Genomic DNA, 18,105 nt, shown 5'->3' with positions numbered 1-18,105 from the left:
CGTGAACCAGTATATCATGAAGGATAATGTCAAGGTCAGGTAGTATTCTCTTCGAGAATCTCCACCTTTCCCTTGACATTATCTTGGGGGTGAAGTGTTACCAATCATTGACACCTATACACCCGGAATAGGGAATTTTCAGAGACGTATCTTGACATGTCCCATGAGATTATGCTACGATTCTTATTACGAATGAATATGTAAACGCAGTGACGAAGAGAGTATGTGACAGGAAGTTTTACAGAGAATTCCCGGAAGGTTCAGGAATCTGAAAAGCATAGAATTTGCAGAACCATTGCTGAGAGGGATGAATGGAATGTGACAGAAGATGGCTTCCAAGCGGCGTGGATGAGCGAAGACCAGGGTGAGCGATAATGCATTTGTACTCCGGGATTTCGTTAGTTTGCGAAGGGAACCGCCCTTTACAGCGGCGGGTGTTGATGCGACACTCGATAAGGCTTTCTGCTGTGAGGCGGAAGGTGAACAGAAGTGGTAACACGGGATAACTCGTCTTCTTTGATTTTTCCAGGTTGGAATGGGAGAATCAAAGGAGACGTTTTTTTATCATTTACAACAAAGGAGAGGGAAAACATGGAGAAACCAAAGTATTATATTACAACGGCGATTGCCTATACATCAGGAAAGCCGCACATCGGTAATACGTATGAGATCGTGCTTGCAGATGCGATCGCGAGATATAAGAGAAGTCAGGGGTATGATGTATTTTTCCAGACAGGAACTGACGAGCATGGACAGAAGATCGAATTAAAAGCTGCAGATGCAGGCGTGACGCCGAAGGAATTTGTAGATGACGTTGCAGGGGAGATTAAGAGAATATGGGATCTGATGAATACTTCTTATGATAAATTTATCCGTACTACGGATGAAGATCATGAGAAACAGGTACAGAAGATCTTTAAGAAATTATACGATCAGGGAGACATATACAAAGGATCTTATGAGGGACTTTACTGTACACCTTGTGAATCTTTCTGGACAGAATCTCAGCTGGTAGACGGCAAATGTCCGGACTGCGGACGTGAAGTAAAGCCGGCAAAGGAAGAAGCATATTTCTTCAGAATGAGCAAATATGCAGATCGTCTGATCGAGCATATCAATACACATCCGGAATTTATTCAGCCGGTATCCCGTAAAAATGAGATGATGAATAACTTCCTGCTTCCGGGACTCCAGGATCTGTGTGTATCCAGAACTTCATTCAAATGGGGAATTCCGGTAGATTTTGATCCGAAGCATGTAGTTTATGTATGGCTGGATGCGCTGACCAACTACATTACCGGAATCGGATATGACTGTGACGGAGACAGCACTGAGCAGTTTAAGAAGAACTGGCCGGCAGATCTGCACCTGATCGGAAAAGACATTATCCGTTTCCATACAATTTACTGGCCGATCTTCCTGATGGCACTGGATCTTCCGCTTCCGAAGCAGGTGTTCGGACATCCGTGGCTGCTGCAGGGTGACGGCAAGATGAGTAAATCCAAGGGCAATGTACTGTATGCTGATGAGCTGGTAGATTTCTTTGGTGTGGATGCAGTGCGTTATTTCGTGCTTCACGAGATGCCGTTTGAAAATGATGGTGTGATTTCCTGGGAACTGATGGTTGAGCGTATGAACTCTGACCTTGCAAATACATTGGGAAATCTGGTAAACAGAACGATTTCCATGACCAATAAGTATTTTGGAGGCGTGGTAACAGATAAAGGTGTTGCTGATACGGAGGAAGAGAAGGCTGTAGATGCAGATCTGAAGGCTGTTACGGAAAATATGCCGAAGAAGGCAGATGCAAAAATGGAGGATCTGCGTGTGGCAGATGCGATTACCGAGATCTTCAACCTCTTCAAACGCTGCAACAAGTACATTGATGAGACGATGCCATGGGCACTTGCAAAGGACGAGGCTAAGAGAGACCGTCTGGAGACCGTACTTTACAATCTGATTGAGAGTATCAAGGCGGGAGCAAGAATTCTGGAATCCTTCATGCCGGAGACATCTGAAAAGATCCTCGCACAGCTCGGAGATGGAAAGGTTACGGATAAGCCGGAGATCCTGTTTGCAAGACTGGATATCAATGAAGTGATGAAAAAGGTAGAGGAACTTCATCCGCCGGTAGCAGAAGAAGCAACGGAAGAGGAAGAAGAAGTGATCGACATCGAGGCAAAACCGGAGATTACATTTGAGGAGTTTGGAAAAATGCAGTTCCAGGTAGGTGAGATCATTGCCTGCGAAGCTGTGAAAAAATCCAAAAAACTTCTGTGTTCTCAGGTAAAGGTTGGAAGTCAGGTAAAACAGATTGTATCTGGTATCAAAGCACACTATACACCGGAAGAGATGGTCGGCAAGAAGGTTATGGTTCTTGTGAATCTGAAACCTGCGAAGCTGGCAGGTGTGCTGTCTGAGGGAATGCTTCTGTGTGCAGAGGATGCAGAGGGCAATCTTGCACTGATGACGCCGGAAAAAGAGATGCCGTCAGGAGCTGAGATCTGCTAGAGGATTGCGGTTCAGATAAATATCATATGAGACGAAAAAGGATTGTTGTCCATTTGTGGCGGCAATCCTTTTTCTATTTTCAATGGCATTTCAGCCGTTATGATTCATGTTTGTGAAAATGAGAACAGAAAACCAGTCATTCACAGAAAAGGGAGGAGATGCTATAATGAAAGCAGAAACAGATGAGCGGTATGTAATCGGAGGTAACATGGTGATGAAGAAAGAAGAGACGGGCCATACGATCAGGGATATAGAAGCTCTGCCGGAGAATGAGAGGGCGGAACTGATTGACGGTAAGATATATTGGATGGCGACCCCGACAACGACTCACCAGAGAATCCTGAATTTTTTAAATTTTGAATTTTACAGGTATGTAAAAGAAAAGCAGGGAGATTGTGAAGTCTTTATATCCCCGTTTGCAGTATATCTGAATGAAACCAGTACTTATGTGGATCCGGCGATGAACCGGGTGCCGGTAGGAATCTATGGAGGAGAACTGGTCATCGACTTTTCAGAGCGGTGAAATGTAAAGAGCAGGAGGGATGATGATGTATGATGTGATTATTATCGGAGCCGGCGTGACGGGGGCAGCAGTGGCAAGAGAATTATCCCGTTATCAGGCAGATATCTGTGTTCTGGAACGAGCGGAGGATGTCTGCTGTGGAACTTCCAAAGCAAACAGTGGCATTGTCCATGCCGGATACGATGCGAAACCGGGAACGATGAAGGCAAAGATGAATCTTCTGGGAAATGCATTAATGGGACCTCTTGCAGAGGAACTGGATTTTCCGTTTATGCGAAAGGGATCGCTGGTCGTCTGTACGCGGGAAGAAGAGATGCCGAAGCTTCAGGAATTATATGACCGGGGAATTGTGAATGGTGTGCCGGATATGCAGATGTTGTCCGGGAAAGAGGCTCTTGCGTTGGAGCCGAATCTTTCAGAAGAAGTGTGTGGGGCGTTGTATGCACCGACAGCCGGACTCGTGTGTCCATTTTCGATGAATATTGCGCTTGCGGAAAATGCAGACAGGAATGGAGTTCAATTCTTTTTTGATACAGAGGTGACAGGAATCCGTAAGGGAACGAATGAAGGAAGTGGCGGATATACGATTCAGACAGGTGCCGGAGAATATCAGACCAGGTGTGTGGTGAATGCAGCGGGAGTCTATGCGGATGTGCTTCATAACATGGTCAGTGAAAAGAAGCTGTCGATCACACCGAGAAAGGGAGAATACTGCCTGCTGGATAAAAGTGCAGAAGGTCATGTGTCAAGAACGATATTCTCGCTTCCGGGCAGGTATGGAAAGGGAGTACTGGTTACGCCCACGATACACGGGAATCTTCTGGTAGGTCCAACATCAGTGGATGTGGATGACAAAGAAGGAGTGGATACGACGGGAGAAGGGATTGCGGATCTTTCTGAGAAGGCCGGAAGAAATGTGCGTGATCTTCCGATGCGGGAGGTGATCACTTCCTTTGCAGGGCTGCGTGCACATGAAGCAGGCGGGGATTTTATACTGGAAGAGGCTTCGGATGCCCCGGGATTTTTCGACTGTGCAGGAATTGAATCCCCGGGACTTACCAGTGCACCGGCAATCGGTGTCCATATGGCACAGCTTGTAAAAGAGAAGCTGGGATTAAAGGAGAATCCGGAATTTGATGGCAGAAGAAAGGGGATTCTGAGTCCGGGAACATTGTCGCAGAAGGAATGGAATGCGCTGATTCAGAGAGAGCCTGCATATGGAACGATTATCTGTCGCTGTGAGATGATCACGGAAGGGGAGATTCTGGATGCGATTCACAGGCCGATTGGTGCAAAGTCTCTGGATGGGATAAAGAGAAGAACCAGAGCAGGTATGGGAAGATGTCAGTCCGGTTTTTGTGTGCCAAGAGTCATGGAAATACTTGCAAGAGAGCTTCATGTAGATCAGGAAAAGCTTACGAAATCCGGAGGGACTTCCAGGGTACTTACTGGTGACACTTGGCAGTATGAGGCAGAACATAGGGAGCCGGAAGAAGCAAAAGAGGACAAGGAGGCGGGAAGATGAAAGCATATGAGGTTGTTGTGATCGGAGGCGGTCCCGCCGGACTTGCAGCTGCGGCAGCGGCCAGAAAAAGTGGGATTCGTGACGTTCTCATTCTGGAGAGGGACAGGGAGCTGGGCGGTATTCTGAACCAGTGTATTCATAATGGGTTTGGTCTGCACACATTTAAAGAAGAGCTGACAGGACCAGAGTATGCAGAACGGTTTATCCGTCAGGTGGAAGAACTGAAGATAGAGTATAAATTAAATACGATGGTCATGCATATTCAAAGAGATAAAAGGATCATTGCCATGAATCGTCAGGATGGATTGTTTGAGATCCAGGCACAAGCTGTAATCCTCGCGATGGGATGCAGAGAGCGCTCTAGAGGGGCACTGAATATTCCGGGATATCGTCCGGCAGGTATTTTTTCGGCAGGAACAGCGCAGCGGCTGGTCAATATGGAAGGCTATATGCCGGGACGGGAGGTTGTGATTCTGGGATCCGGGGATATCGGTCTGATCATGGCGAGACGAATGACGCTTGAAGGAGCAAAAGTGAAAGTGGTGGCAGAGTTGATGCCGTATTCCGGAGGATTAAAGAGAAATATTGTTCAGTGCCTGGAGGATTATGGGATTCCGCTGAAGCTGAGTCATACGGTTGTGGATATCAGGGGAAAAGAGAGGGTGGAAGGAGTAACACTTGCCCGTGTGGATGAAAAGGGAAAACCGATTCCGGGAACAGAAGAATATATTTCCTGTGATACGCTTCTTCTGTCTGTGGGATTGATTCCGGAAAATGAGCTGTCTGCAGAAAGTGGAGTGCAGCTGGACCGGGTGACAAGGGGGCCTGTGGTTGATGACAGCCTGCAGACCAGTATTCCCGGAATCTTTGCCTGTGGAAATGTGCTGCATGTACATGATTTGGTGGATTTTGTATCGGAAGAGGCAGAGCGTGCAGGAGTGTGTGCAGCGACGTATGTGAAACGGGAACACCCAGGTACAGAAGGCAGAATGATCCGGATCGTTCCGGCGGCGGGCGTCCGTTATACGGTTCCGCAGATGCTTCATCCGGATACAATGGCGGATCAGGTTATTGTACGTTTTCGTGTGGGAAAACCTTACCGGAATTGCAGAATCAGGGTTGCTATCAACGGAGACCCCATACTCTGTAAAAAACGTCCCGTTATGGCTCCGGGAGAGATGGAAAGCATCGTTCTGGAGAAAAAGATAGTGGAAGAATATCCGGGTGTACAGGAGATTACAATCCGGATAGAGGAGGCGTAAGAAGATGACAGTACAGGAACTGATCTGCATCGGCTGTCCGATGGGGTGTCAGCTGAAAATAGAGATGGAAGCAGGAGAAGTGATTCGTGTTTCCGGAAATACGTGTAACAGAGGGGATGCATATGCAAGGAAGGAGGTTACGAATCCGACCCGGATCATAACTACAACTGTGAGAGTACATCATGGAACACAGGCGGTTGTGTCTGTGAAAACAGAAAGCGGCATTCCAAAAGACCGGATATGGGATTGTATGGAGGAGATAAAAAAGGTAACAGTGGAAGCTCCGGTAAAGATTGGGGATGTAGTTGCCACAAATATTGCGGGCACCGGAATTGATATGGTTGCGACAAAAAATGTATCTGTGTTATAATCTCTTTGATAAAATAAAGCGAAAGAGCAAGGAGAGGTTATATTTATGGGAAAAATAAGAATTGGAATTGTTGGATATGGAAATATAGGACGCGGCGTGGAGAAAGCCATTGCCCGCAATGAAGATATGGAACTGGCAGCAGTATTTACCAGAAGGGATCCTGCATCTGTTGCGATCGCTACGGATGGAGTACCGGTAAAGCATTTTGATGAGATGGCAGCCATGAAAGATGAGATCGATGTCATGGTATTGTGCGGTGGATCTGCAACAGACCTTCCGGTTATGGGGCCGAAGATTGCTGCGAATTTCAATACGATTGACAGTTTTGATACACATGCGAAGATTCCGGAGTATTTTGCTGATATGGATCAGGCAGCAGGAAACGGCGGCAATGTCAGCATTATCTCTGTGGGCTGGGATCCGGGAATGTTTTCACTGAATCGTCTGTATGCAGAGTCGATCCTGGTACAGGGAAGTACTTATACATTCTGGGGCAAGGGTGTCAGTCAGGGACATTCGGATGCAATTCGCCGTGTGGATGGCGTGAAGAACGGAATTCAGTATACGGTACCGATCGAGGAAGCAGTTGATCGTGTAAGAAGCGGAAGTGAACCGACACTTACCACAAGAGAGAAGCATCTGCGTGAATGCTATGTGGTACCGGAGGAAGGTGCGGATCTTCAGGCAATTGAGGAAGCAATCAAGACGATGCCGAATTATTTCGATGAGTATGATACAACGGTAACATTTATTACAGAAGAAGAGCTGAAGGAAAAGCACAGCAAGATGCCGCACGGAGGATTCGTAATTCGAAGCGGAGAGACAGGAACGGATGGAAATAAGCATGTCATTGAGTATTCTCTGAAGCTGGATTCTAATCCGGAGTTTACGGCCAGTGTACTGATCTGCTATGCGAGAGCTGCTTACAAGCTGTCTAAAGCAGGAGAGAGCGGAGCAAGAAGTGTCTTTGATATTGCGCCGGCAATGTTGTCAATGAAGACACCGGAACAGCTGAGAAAAGAGATGTTATAAAGATGATTTTTGATACACATGCACATTATGACAGTGAACAATTTAATGAGGATCGCGAAGAGCTGCTGTGTTCGATGGAAGAACAGGGAGTGGGAACCATTGTAAATGTGTGTGCCTCCTATGCCTCCTGTGAACGGGTGACCAATATGGTACAGAAGTATCCGTTCATGTATGCAGCTGTCGGGATACATCCGGATCATGTGGGCAGTCTGAATGAAGAGACATTTGCAAAGATGAAAGAACTCTTTTCCCGTGATAAGGTGATTGCGGTGGGAGAGATTGGTCTTGATTATTATTGGGATAATGAGTCTCATGACCTGCAGAAGAAATGGTTCATCCGTCAGCTGGAGCTTGCAAGAGAGCTGGATCTCCCGGTTCTGATTCACAGCCGGGATGCCGCAGCGGATACGATGGAGATTATGAAAGCGCATGCAGAGGGACTGAATGGAGTGATCCACTGCTATTCGTATTCCAGGGAAATGGCACAGGAATATGTAAAGATGGGGTTCTACATCGGCGTTGGCGGTGTGGTGACATTTAAAAATGGCCGGAAGTTGAAAGAGACGGTTGCAGAGATTCCATTGGAATCTATCGTTCTGGAGACGGACTGTCCGTATCTTGCACCGGAACCATACCGGGGAAAGCGCAATCATTCTGCGTATATCCGGTATGTGGCAGAAACAATTGCCGAAATCAAGGGTGTCACATATGAGGAAGTGGTGGCGCAGACCGAAGAAAATGCGAGAAAGATGTATCGTCTATGAAAAAGGTGAAGATTGCAAATATTCAGATGAATGTCAGTGAAGATAAGGAAGCGAATCTGCTGCATCTGGAAGAGCTGATGAAAAGCAGAGAAGTAGAAGAAGCAGACCTTGCAGTTGTTCCGGAGATGTTCAATTGTCCGTATGTCACAACCAGTTTCCCGGTGTATGCAGAAAAAGAAGGCGGGATATCCTGGGAAAGATGTGCGTCTCTTGCGGCCAGGCACAGGATCTATCTGTCAGCAGGGAGCATGCCGGAAGTAGATGAAGAAGGACATGTCTATAATACGGCATATGTCTTTGATCGTACCGGACAGCAGATTGCAAAACATCGGAAAATGCATCTTTTTGATATCGATGTGGAAGGACAGTATTTTAAAGAATCAGATACATTGTCACCCGGAAACCAGGTGACGGTATTCGAGACAGAATTCTGTAAAATGGGTATATGCATCTGTTATGATTTCCGTTTTCCGGAACTGTCACGGCTGATGGTGGAGCAGGGGGCGAAGATCATACTGGTGCCGGGAGCATTTAATATGACAACAGGTCCGGCACACTGGGAACTGCTGTTTCGTCAGAGGGCAGTTGATAATCAGGTATACGCAGTCGGCACCGCTCCGGCACGGGATGAACGGGCAAGTTATCACTCTTGGGGACATTCGATCGTTACAGATCCATGGGGAAACGTTGTAACGCAGATGGATGAAAAAGAACACGTAGTACTCACAGAGATAGACCTGGATAAAGTAGAAAAAATCCGTGAACAGCTGCCGCTTTTGAAGCAACTGAGGCGAGATGTATATGAGTGGAAAACACTTTCGTAAAGTAAAAAAGGGACGGAGGATTTTTAAAAATTCCCCGTCCCTTTTTTAACGTTCACACTTTCTTAATTCTTATTTTATTTTTTTTGTATATCATAATATTAGGAATTATTGTATAATGTAGAGAAATATACACATAAGCAGGGAGTGGGCGTATGGGTACACCAACATTGGGAAATCCGCAGAATACAATTGCAGTTTTGCAGAAGTATAATTTTTCATTTCAGAAGAAGTTCGGGCAGAATTTTTTGATTGATACGCATGTATTGGATAAGATTATCCGTGCTGCAGGAATTACAAAGGATGATATGGTACTGGAAATCGGACCGGGAATCGGAACGATGACACAGTATCTTGCTGAGGCAGCAGGCAAGGTGACTGCTGTTGAGATTGATAAAAATCTGATTCCGATCCTTGAGGACACTCTGAGTGAATATGATAATGTAACGATTATTAATGAAGACGTACTGAAGCTGGATATTCGAAGACTCGCAGATGATGAAAATCAGGGACGCCCGATTAAAGTGGTGGCGAATCTTCCATACTATATTACAACACCGATTATCATGGGACTTTTTGAGAATCATGTACCAATGGAGAGTATCACGGTTATGGTACAGAAAGAAGTTGCCGACCGGATGCAGACAGGTCCGGGCAGTAAAGATTATGGGGCACTGTCTCTGGCTGTACAGTATTATGCCGAACCCTATATTGTGGCAAATGTACCGCCGAATTGTTTTATGCCAAGACCCCGTGTGGGCTCGGCGGTCATCCGGCTTACCTGTCATAAGCAGCCGCCGGTGGAGGTAAAAGATGAGAAACTGATGTTTGACATTATCAGGGCATCTTTTAATCAGAGAAGAAAGACTCTGGCAAATGGTCTGAAAAATTCTGATAAATTAAAATATTCCCGAGAGGAGATCGAAGAAGCGATTCAATCACTCGGAAAGGGAGCAAGTGTCCGTGGTGAGGCACTTACGCTGGAAGAATTTGCAGCTTTGAGCAACCGCTTATGCGGGCTTTCATAGCTGTGATATATCCGGGAATGATACAATATGAGGGATTGTGAATTTCCGGATCCATATAATCTGAAAGGGATGAAGAGGTCAGGAGCAATGATATGTAGATAATATAAGAACAGAAAGGATGATGACGATGGTGAAGAAAGGTGAGCAGGCATTATTTGAGGTGACACCGGAGATTGAACATTTTGCACAGCTGTGTGAAAGTAACAATGCAATTGATAAGGATCTGTATACCAGATATGATGTAAAAAGAGGTCTTAGAGATTTAAATGGAAAGGGTGTTCTTGCAGGTCTTACCAATATCTCGGATGTGTGTGCCAAAAAGATTGTAAATGGGAAAGAAGTGCCATGCGCAGGAAATCTTTACTACCGTGGATATAACATCAAAGATCTGGTAAAGGGATTTTTGAAAGATAAGCATTATGGATTTGAAGAAATTGCATATTTGCTGTTGTTTGGAGAACTTCCGAATGCAAAAGAGCTGCAGATGTTTCATGATACTCTTGTGGAGAGGAGAACGCTTCCGCCGACCTTTGTAAGGGATGTAATTATGAAGGCGCCGAGCAAAGATATGATGAACAGTCTTTCCAGATCGATTCTGAGTCTGTATACTTATGATGCAAAGGCAGATGATACTTCTATTCCGAATGTACTGCGCCAGTGCCTGAATCTGATCAGTCAGTTCCCGATGTTGATGGTATATGGATATCATGCCTATAATTATCGAATGGGAGAGGATCTCTATATCTACGCACCGTCACCGGAATTGTCTACAGCAGAAAATATTCTTATGATGTTAAGAGAGAATAAGAAATATACGAAGCTGGAAGCAAAGATTCTGGATATGGCGCTTGTGCTCCATATGGATCATGGCGGTGGAAATAATTCAACGTTTACAACACATGTGGTTACATCCTCAGGAACGGATACGTATTCAGCGATTGTCGCAGCCATGTCATCATTAAAGGGACCAAAGCATGGTGGAGCCAACATTAAAGTAACGCAGATGTTTGACGATATGATGGAAAATGTAAAAGACTGGGAGGACGATGATGAAGTCCGCCAGTATCTGTATGACCTTCTGGACAAGAAAGCATTTGACCAGAAAGGACTGATCTATGGCATGGGACATGCTATTTATTCCATATCAGATCCAAGAGCAGATATTTTCAAGGGATTTGTGAAACAGCTGGCGAAAGAAAAGAAGTGCGAAAAGGTGTATGCTCTTTATGAGAAAGTGGAACGCATGGCTCCGGAAGTGATTGCCGAAAAACGCAAGATCTATAAAGGGGTAAATGCAAACGTTGATTTCTACAGCGGACTGGTATATCGGATGCTGGATCTGCCGCCGGCATTGTATACGCCGATTTTTGCCGCTGCCCGCATTGTCGGATGGAGCGCGCACAGACTGGAAGAGCTGAAGAATGTTGATAAGATTATTCGTCCGGCTTATAAGTCACTGGCAGAACACAAAGAATATATTAGAATGGAAGACAGATAATGAAACAGGAATTTTACTATCCTTCCCGGGATGGAAAGACACAGATCCATGCGATTGAGTGGGTTCCGGAAGGTAAGATAAAGGGTGTGCTCCAGATTTGTCATGGGATGGTGGAGTATATCGACAGATACCATGAATTTGCAGAATATATGTCTGAAAACGGATACTATGTGACCGGACACGATCATCTGGGACACGGAAAATCAATTCAAAGTGAGGAAGAACTGGGATATTTTGATGAAACCAGGGGAAATCAGTACGTGATCGGCGATATACAAAAGCTGCGTGAGATGACAATGAAAAAATATCCGGATGCACCGTACTATATGTTGGGACACAGTATGGGATCCTTCCTGTTGAGAGAGTATCTGACCATGTATGGAAAGGGGCTTGACGGTGCCGTTATTATGGGAACCGGATATCAGAGCGCATTGATTCTGAATGCCGGGCAGCTCGTGTGCAGAGTGATTGCGGCTTTTAAAGGCTGGAAACACCGCAGCCGGTTTGTAGATAATCTGAGCTTTGGAAGTTATAACAAAAGATTTGAGCCGTCAGAGACTACAAAAGACTGGATTACGTCAGACCGGGAAAAAAGACAGAAGTATGTGGAAGATCCGCTGTGCTCTTACATGTTTACGCTGGGAGCTTATTATCAGATGTTCGAGGGAATGAAAGTTCTGACGAAAAAAGAAAGTCTGGAACGAATTCCAAAGGATCTGCCGATTCTGTTTGTTTCCGGTAAGGACGATCCGGTAGGCGCGTTCGGAAAGAGCGTAACAAAGGTTTATGAAAAGTATAAGTCAGCCGGAATACATAATGTGTCCATCCATCTGTATCAGGGCGACCGGCACGAGATTCTGAATGAAGTTGACCGGGAAAAGGTATATCATGATATACTCAGATGGATCGAGACAAAGGAATATGTAGAATAATTATACAGTTTTGAAAGAGTGCAATAAGGAAAGAATATGAAAACACTGGGCTATTACAATGGAAAGTACGATGAAATTGAAAATATGGTCATTCCTATGAATGACCGCTGCTGCTGGTTTGGAGACGGAGTCTATGATGCAGGACCGGCGAGAAACTATAAGATCTTTGCTGTGGATGAACACATAGACCGGTTTTTTAACAGTGCAGCGCTTCTGGATATCCAGATGCCTGTGACAAAGGAAGAGTTAAAAGATCTGCTGCAGGAGATGGTGCAAAAAATGGATACCGGAGATCTGTTTGTGTATTATCAGGTAACCAGAGGTACGGGAATGCGTAATCATGTATACACAGAAGGACCCGGAAATCTATGGATTACTTTGAAACCTTCCGGGATAGATGAAGGACTTGAACCAATCAGGCTGATCACAACAGAAGATACCCGTTTTTTTCATTGCAATATAAAAACACTGAACCTGATCCCGTCCTGTGTTGCATCTGAGAGAGCCAGAAAAGCGGGGGCTCAGGAGTCGGTATTTTACAGACCGGGTGGGCGTGTGACAGAGTGTGCACACAGCAACATACACATTATCAGAGACGGGAAATTTGTGACAGCACCTGCCGATAATCTGATCCTTCCGGGAATCGCCAGAGCACATCTGATCAAAGCCTGTAAGAAGTTGGGGATTGCAGTGAATGAAACGCCTTATACACTGGATGATCTGTTTCAGGCAGAAGAGATCATTGTGTCCAGCTCAAGTAATCCGTGCCTGCCGGTAAAAGAGATTGATGGGAAAGCGGTAGGAGGAAGAAATCCGGAGATACTGGAAAAGATACGAAAAGAAGTGGTAACAGAACTTCTGGAAGCAACGAATTAAAAAGTTAAAAAGGGACGGAGGATTTTTAAAAATTCCCCGTCCCTTTTTTTCCACATTTTTTATTCGTTATCCACATATGGCAGGGAGGAAAATGTGTTTTTCTCTGTCCGAAGCACAAAATGTGTACGTGTCACACAGACCCCGGGCTGATTTTTCACCCACCGGTGTATACTTTCCAGATGTTTGGAAGAGCGACAGGTGATTTTTATCATGTAATCATATTCCCCGGTCAGGTAATAGCAAGAGATAACATTTGGATGCTGCTGTATGTTTTCCACAAACGCATCATTATATTTTGGATGTTCCAGTGATATTTCCATTAACGCAGTGACATCGTTTCCGATTCGGGCGTCATCGGTTATGACAGTATAGGACTGTATAATACCGGAATCTTCCATTTTATGAATCCGGTCAATTACGGTAGATACTGACAGATGTATTGCTTTGCTGATCTCGGAAGCTTTCTGTCGTGCATTATTTTTTAGATATTTTAATATCTGATAATCAAGGGAATCCATATGTAAATCTCCTTTCAAGAGGGGTATGTATAATTATGAGTTTTCCTGTTATATTCTATCATAACATGGGCATGTCGTCAAAAGACTCGTAAATTAAAATCGTTATAGAATTACAGACAGCAAAAACACCTCCGACGGAGGTGTTTTCGTTGTTGTTATAGTTATCTAAAGGAATGAGAGTAAAGTGTACACCGGCTATTCCGGCGTTTTACTTTATGAGGGGGGAGATAATTGATTGTTCATCAACTATCTGTCTATTAGTATATAAGGTAAATATGTCTAAAGTATGTTAAAACTATAAAAGAAAAAGAAAAAATCTTAAGAACCACTTAAGAAGTTAATAATAATACCTAAACAACTAATTTTGAATTATCGTTTTGTTTCAGATGTGCAGTCAGTATATCAAAAAACTCGCTGGAGGTTGGTCGGATCGGCATGGGGTGAAGGGCGATTTCCTGAAGGAGCTTCCGGTTGCCCCTTTCCCAGCAGACTTTGATGACGGTGCGTATATTTCTCTCAACACTGCAGCTGGTTGTGCAGTAATATCTTGCAATTTCGGGATATAACAATTTACTGACGAAGAGCAGATAATCCTCGTCTTTCAAACAGAGACTGATTCCATAAGCCAGATACCAATAGCCACGATAGGTTGCACCGATTCCAAGTGATCTTATCAAATGTTCGATGTCTTTTTCGTTCATATATTTTCCACTTCTTTCTAAAAGATTTTCTAGTTAATTTTTAAAAATTTGATTTATCTAATTTATATAATTTACATAATAAAAAGGTGCGCAGTATTTTTCTGTCAAAAGAAATAAAATGCTTTACAGGTTTATATTATATATAAAAAAATCAAAAGGAAAGAAACGTTGACATAATACGTAATTATTCAACATTTTTCGACAGAATTCGTCGTCTTTTCATAATATCTTAAGAATTTCAGGAAGTTGCTCTTAAAAAATGTCTGCTATTCTAGTATAGTATAAGGGAGGTGATGAAAATGTCCACAATTTTAGTATGTGATGATGATAAGGAAATTGTAGAAGCAATAGAAATATATCTGACTCAGGAAGGATATCAGGTGCTGAAGGCATATGACGGTGAAGAGGCTCTTCGGGTACTGAAAACGGAGCAGGTTGATCTTCTGGTAATTGATGTGATGATGCCAAGACTGGACGGTATCCGTGCGACTTTGAAGATTCGGGAAAGAAATAATATGCCGATTATTATTCTGTCAGCAAAATCGGAGGATGCCGATAAGATTCTGGGGCTGAATGTCGGGGCGGATGATTATGTGACGAAGCCGTTTAACCCATTGGAACTCGTTGCCAGGGTAAAGTCGCAGTTAAGAAGGTATACGCAGCTTGGAAGTACTGTGAATCAGAAAGATGAGGCGGTGTATACTGTTGGAGGACTTTCCATCAATGACGATCTTAAGGAAGTGACGGTAGATGGAGAAAAAGTAAAACTGACTCCGATTGAGTATAATATCCTGTTGTTACTGGTGAAGAATCAGGGCAAGGTATTTTCAATTGATCAGATCTACGAAAGTATCTGGAACGAGGATGCCATCGGGGTAGACAATACGGTAGCGGTACATATCAGACATATCAGGGAGAAGATTGAGATTAATCCGAAGGAACCAAGGTATCTGAAAGTAGTGTGGGGAGTTGGATATAAGATAGAAAAGATATAGAAGCATTTGGAAGGGAGTATGTATGAAACGACAATGGTATAAAACTTCTTTTGTAAAGGGAATCCTGATCGTTCTGGAGCATATATTTTTGATAACGGCGACGATCAGTGTGCTGTGGCTTGTTATCTATCCCGCATTGAGAAGTGAGATATTTACAGGAAATACCCCGGATAAATATGAGGATACGAATAGTTTTAATGAGCAACTGAGGGCGAACAGTAATCAGATCATCAATGGAATCTCCATGAAAGACCGGTTTGAAACGGACGGGGTGTATAACCCGAAAAAAATCGTTGATATTCAGGAATATTATCAAAAATCTCAGATCATGGATGAGGATATCAGTGGACTGTCATATTACCTGCAGGATCTGGAAGAATGGGGAAATCAGTGGGTTCAGAATGGCGAGAAAAGTTCTTATGATACAGGAGAGATCCTACGGGATCCGGTCATTGTATGTAAAAAGCCTGATAATACTTATCAGTATTATTATTACAGTGAGCTTCGAAACCTGGTTGACGAGGGGGAACTTCGGTTTGTCATTGCAAGTGACGAAGGAGGAATCTCCGAAGAAGATATATTGGACGGACTTCAGAACGGAAGCTTTGCAAATGGAATGGAGGAGACTCCGTTCAAGGGGCTTCAGGATGCAGAAGGAAAGATTGCGTATATTGATTGCTGGAGTTATGACGGCAATTGGCTGGAAGAGGAATATCAGACGGTGGACGGGAGAAGCGTATTGGATGTTGCCAATGAAGATCCACTCTGGAACGGACGGCTGAATGAAGCGTATGATATGCTTAGATACAGTATTTATCGGATAGATGAAGAGATGAGTATCTACAGTGATCTTTCGAATTTTTATCAGGAAGGAGATACCAATTTCGTATATCTGTATGTGGATCTGGATACGCAGCAGATATGTACGAATCGGAAAGCTTATCAGGATTATGACCGGCTGGAAAAAAGTCTGGATCAGATCCGCAGTCTTGGAAAGTATGCAGTGATCAGGCCGGAACTGTCAGAGTTTGAAACCAATCTTAAAAGAATTGATGCTGAGGAATGGCGGGATGAAGTAAAATATTCGGGAAATGAAGAGAAAAACTTCATATATGCCGTCGGAGTAGACACGACATATCCGATCAAGGACCCATTTTACACAGAGTCACAGTTGTACAGCAAATACGGAGCAAGTGCAGGTGCCGTAATGATTCTGGGACCGACTTCGCTTGTATTGTTCTTTATCGTTCTGGTGTGGCTTACGGTAGCTGCAGGAAGAAATGGAAAGGATGAAGAACTGCATCTGAACTGGTTTGATCGTTGGAAGACAGAACTGGCGGCAGTGACAGTGATCGGATGCTGGATCGTACCGGTTGTTTTATGTTTCATGAATCTGAATTACTTCAATCAGCATCTCTCGAATATGACCGGCAGTAATATGGGATATGATATGTACCAGCCGGATTACGTATACAATTCTATTCCGTATATTATCGAAGTAGGAGTGCTGGCAGGATATACATGTACGATGTTCCTGATCGGTTATATGAGTCTGATCAGAAGGATCAAAGCGCATACCATGTGGGAAAACAGTATACTGAAATGGTGTGGGAATCTTATCCGGGAGATCTTTCACCATATCCACGAAGTGTGGAAGATTATCATTATCGGTGGATTTATCTGGGTATTTTCATTATATCTGATATATGAGTGGTCTTCTGCATTTGCGATGAACTTTCTGATATTCTGGGGAATTCAGGGAGTAGAGGTGGCCTGTTTTATCTATCTGATAAAACAGGCTATTGGAAGACAGCGGATTAAGACAGGAATTAATAAGATCGCCGGAGGAGAAGTAGACTACAAGATTCCACTGAATGGTCTGGAACGCGAACAGAGAATGATCGCTGAGAAGGTGAATTCCATCGGAGAAGGACTTGACATGGCGGTTGAAAAGAGTATCAGAAGTGAACGACTGAAGACGGATCTGATCACCAATGTGTCTCATGATATTAAGACGCCGCTTACCTCTATTATCAATTATGTGGAATTACTGAAGCAGGAAAACTTTGAAGATCCGAAGATTCAGAGATATATAGAAGTATTGGAACAAAAATCGCAGCGGCTGAAAACACTGACGGAGGACGTGGTGGAAGCGTCAAAAGTAAGCTCCGGAAATATTACTCTGGAATATATGAATATCAATCTGGTTGAGATGATACAGCAGACCAGCGGTGAATTTGAAGAGAAATTCACCGCCAGAGATCTGCAGGAGGTACTATCAGTGCCTGATCAAGATGTCATCATTCGTGCAGATGGACGCAGACTGTGGAGAGTATTATCCAATATTTATAACAATGCGGCAAAATACGCGATGCGAGGAACAAGAGTCTATGCGACTCTTGAGATAAGAGAAGAAAATGCGGTATTCAGCCTGAAAAATATATCCGAGCAGTCACTCAATATATCGGCGGATGAATTGACAGAACGATTTATAAGAGGAGATGTTTCCAGAAGTACAGAGGGAAGTGGACTTGGATTATCCATTGCACAGTCACTGACAGAAATGCAGGGCGGAACTTTCGAGCTGTATCTGGATGGAGATTTGTTTAAAGTAACCATCACATTTCCACTGCAGAAAAGTTAAAAAAGGGACAGGGGATTTTCAATTTGGGACGGAGGATTTTTAAAAATCCTCCGTCCCAAATTGAAAATCCCCTGTCCCTACTTGCGTTCATCCCTAAAAAACATT

At 44.0% G+C, this 18,105-nt stretch carries 16 protein-coding genes; 14 read left to right on the top strand and 2 right to left on the bottom strand.

All coding sequences use genetic code 11. The annotated features are described in order from the left end of the window. Positions 1 to 543: 543 nt before the first annotated feature. From metG to ABE547_RS10930, 12 genes are all read left to right on the top strand, one after another. Positions 544 to 2,511, top strand: coding sequence for a methionine--tRNA ligase (metG, locus tag ABE547_RS10985; protein ID WP_347378821.1), 1,968 nt, complete (start codon positions 544 to 546; stop codon positions 2,509 to 2,511). Positions 2,512 to 2,677: 166 nt separating this feature from the next. Then, positions 2,678 to 3,034, top strand: a complete 357-nt coding sequence (locus ABE547_RS10980; protein WP_347378819.1) for a Uma2 family endonuclease — start codon at positions 2,678 to 2,680, stop codon at positions 3,032 to 3,034. Between the two features lie 25 nt (positions 3,035 to 3,059). Then, positions 3,060 to 4,559, top strand: coding sequence for an NAD(P)/FAD-dependent oxidoreductase (locus ABE547_RS10975; protein WP_347378818.1), 1,500 nt, complete (start codon positions 3,060 to 3,062; stop codon positions 4,557 to 4,559). Further along, entirely contained in the window at positions 4,556 to 5,821 is a 1,266-nt protein-coding gene (locus tag ABE547_RS10970) for an FAD-dependent oxidoreductase (protein WP_347378817.1), read from the top strand. The genes ABE547_RS10975 and ABE547_RS10970 overlap by 4 nt, the downstream gene beginning before the upstream one ends. Before the next feature lie 4 nt (positions 5,822 to 5,825). Further along, positions 5,826 to 6,191, top strand: a complete 366-nt coding sequence (locus tag ABE547_RS10965; protein ID WP_347378816.1) for a DUF1667 domain-containing protein — start codon at positions 5,826 to 5,828, stop codon at positions 6,189 to 6,191. A 45-nt stretch (positions 6,192 to 6,236) separates the two neighbouring features. Then, positions 6,237 to 7,223 (top strand): diaminopimelate dehydrogenase, encoded by a 987-nt coding sequence (locus ABE547_RS10960; RefSeq protein WP_347378815.1) that lies wholly within the window; start codon positions 6,237 to 6,239, stop codon positions 7,221 to 7,223. A 2-nt stretch (positions 7,224 to 7,225) separates the two neighbouring features. After that, positions 7,226 to 7,987 carry a TatD family hydrolase gene (locus ABE547_RS10955; RefSeq protein WP_347378814.1) on the top strand — a complete coding sequence of 254 codons (762 nt, stop codon included), beginning with the start codon at positions 7,226 to 7,228 and terminating at the stop codon, positions 7,985 to 7,987. Next, positions 7,984 to 8,811: a carbon-nitrogen hydrolase family protein gene (locus ABE547_RS10950; RefSeq protein ID WP_347378813.1), complete on the top strand. Its 828-nt coding sequence runs from the start codon at positions 7,984 to 7,986 to the stop codon at positions 8,809 to 8,811. The genes ABE547_RS10955 and ABE547_RS10950 overlap by 4 nt, the downstream gene beginning before the upstream one ends. A 152-nt stretch (positions 8,812 to 8,963) precedes the next feature. Further along, positions 8,964 to 9,836: a 16S rRNA (adenine(1518)-N(6)/adenine(1519)-N(6))-dimethyltransferase RsmA gene (rsmA, locus tag ABE547_RS10945; RefSeq protein WP_347378812.1), complete on the top strand. Its 873-nt coding sequence runs from the start codon at positions 8,964 to 8,966 to the stop codon at positions 9,834 to 9,836. Positions 9,837 to 9,954: 118 nt separating this feature from the next. After that, the gene (locus ABE547_RS10940; protein WP_347378811.1) at positions 9,955 to 11,334 is read left to right on the top strand and encodes a citrate/2-methylcitrate synthase; all 1,380 of its coding nucleotides are present in this window, start codon (positions 9,955 to 9,957) and stop codon (positions 11,332 to 11,334) included. Continuing rightward, positions 11,334 to 12,266, top strand: a complete 933-nt coding sequence (locus ABE547_RS10935; protein WP_347378810.1) for an alpha/beta hydrolase — start codon at positions 11,334 to 11,336, stop codon at positions 12,264 to 12,266. The genes ABE547_RS10940 and ABE547_RS10935 overlap by 1 nt, the downstream gene beginning before the upstream one ends. Positions 12,267 to 12,302: 36 nt before the next feature. Continuing rightward, positions 12,303 to 13,142: an aminotransferase class IV gene (locus ABE547_RS10930; protein WP_347378809.1), complete on the top strand. Its 840-nt coding sequence runs from the start codon at positions 12,303 to 12,305 to the stop codon at positions 13,140 to 13,142. 59 nt (positions 13,143 to 13,201) lie between these two features. Here the strand turns inward: ABE547_RS10930 and ABE547_RS10925 are convergent, their stop codons facing one another. Continuing rightward, the gene (locus ABE547_RS10925; RefSeq protein ID WP_347378808.1) at positions 13,202 to 13,660 is read right to left on the bottom strand and encodes an Lrp/AsnC family transcriptional regulator; all 459 of its coding nucleotides are present in this window, start codon (positions 13,658 to 13,660) and stop codon (positions 13,202 to 13,204) included. 350 nt (positions 13,661 to 14,010) lie between these two features. Next, positions 14,011 to 14,361, bottom strand: a complete 351-nt coding sequence (locus tag ABE547_RS10920) for a sporulation initiation factor Spo0A C-terminal domain-containing protein (RefSeq protein ID WP_347378807.1) — start codon at positions 14,359 to 14,361, stop codon at positions 14,011 to 14,013. 299 nt (positions 14,362 to 14,660) lie between these two features. On the opposite strand from ABE547_RS10920, the gene ABE547_RS10915 reads away from it, so the two are divergent. After that, complete coding sequence (locus tag ABE547_RS10915; RefSeq protein ID WP_347378806.1) at positions 14,661 to 15,356, top strand: response regulator transcription factor; 696 nt, start codon at positions 14,661 to 14,663, stop codon at positions 15,354 to 15,356. Positions 15,357 to 15,378: 22 nt separating this feature from the next. After that, the gene (locus tag ABE547_RS10910; protein ID WP_347378805.1) at positions 15,379 to 18,000 is read left to right on the top strand and encodes a HAMP domain-containing sensor histidine kinase; all 2,622 of its coding nucleotides are present in this window, start codon (positions 15,379 to 15,381) and stop codon (positions 17,998 to 18,000) included. Positions 18,001 to 18,105 lie beyond the last annotated feature (105 nt).

The organism is Dorea sp. YH-dor226, assembly GCF_039832105.1.
In the GTDB taxonomy this organism is placed as follows: domain Bacteria; phylum Bacillota; class Clostridia; order Lachnospirales; family Lachnospiraceae; genus Dorea_A.
This window is presented reverse-complemented; position numbering and strand designations above follow the sequence as displayed.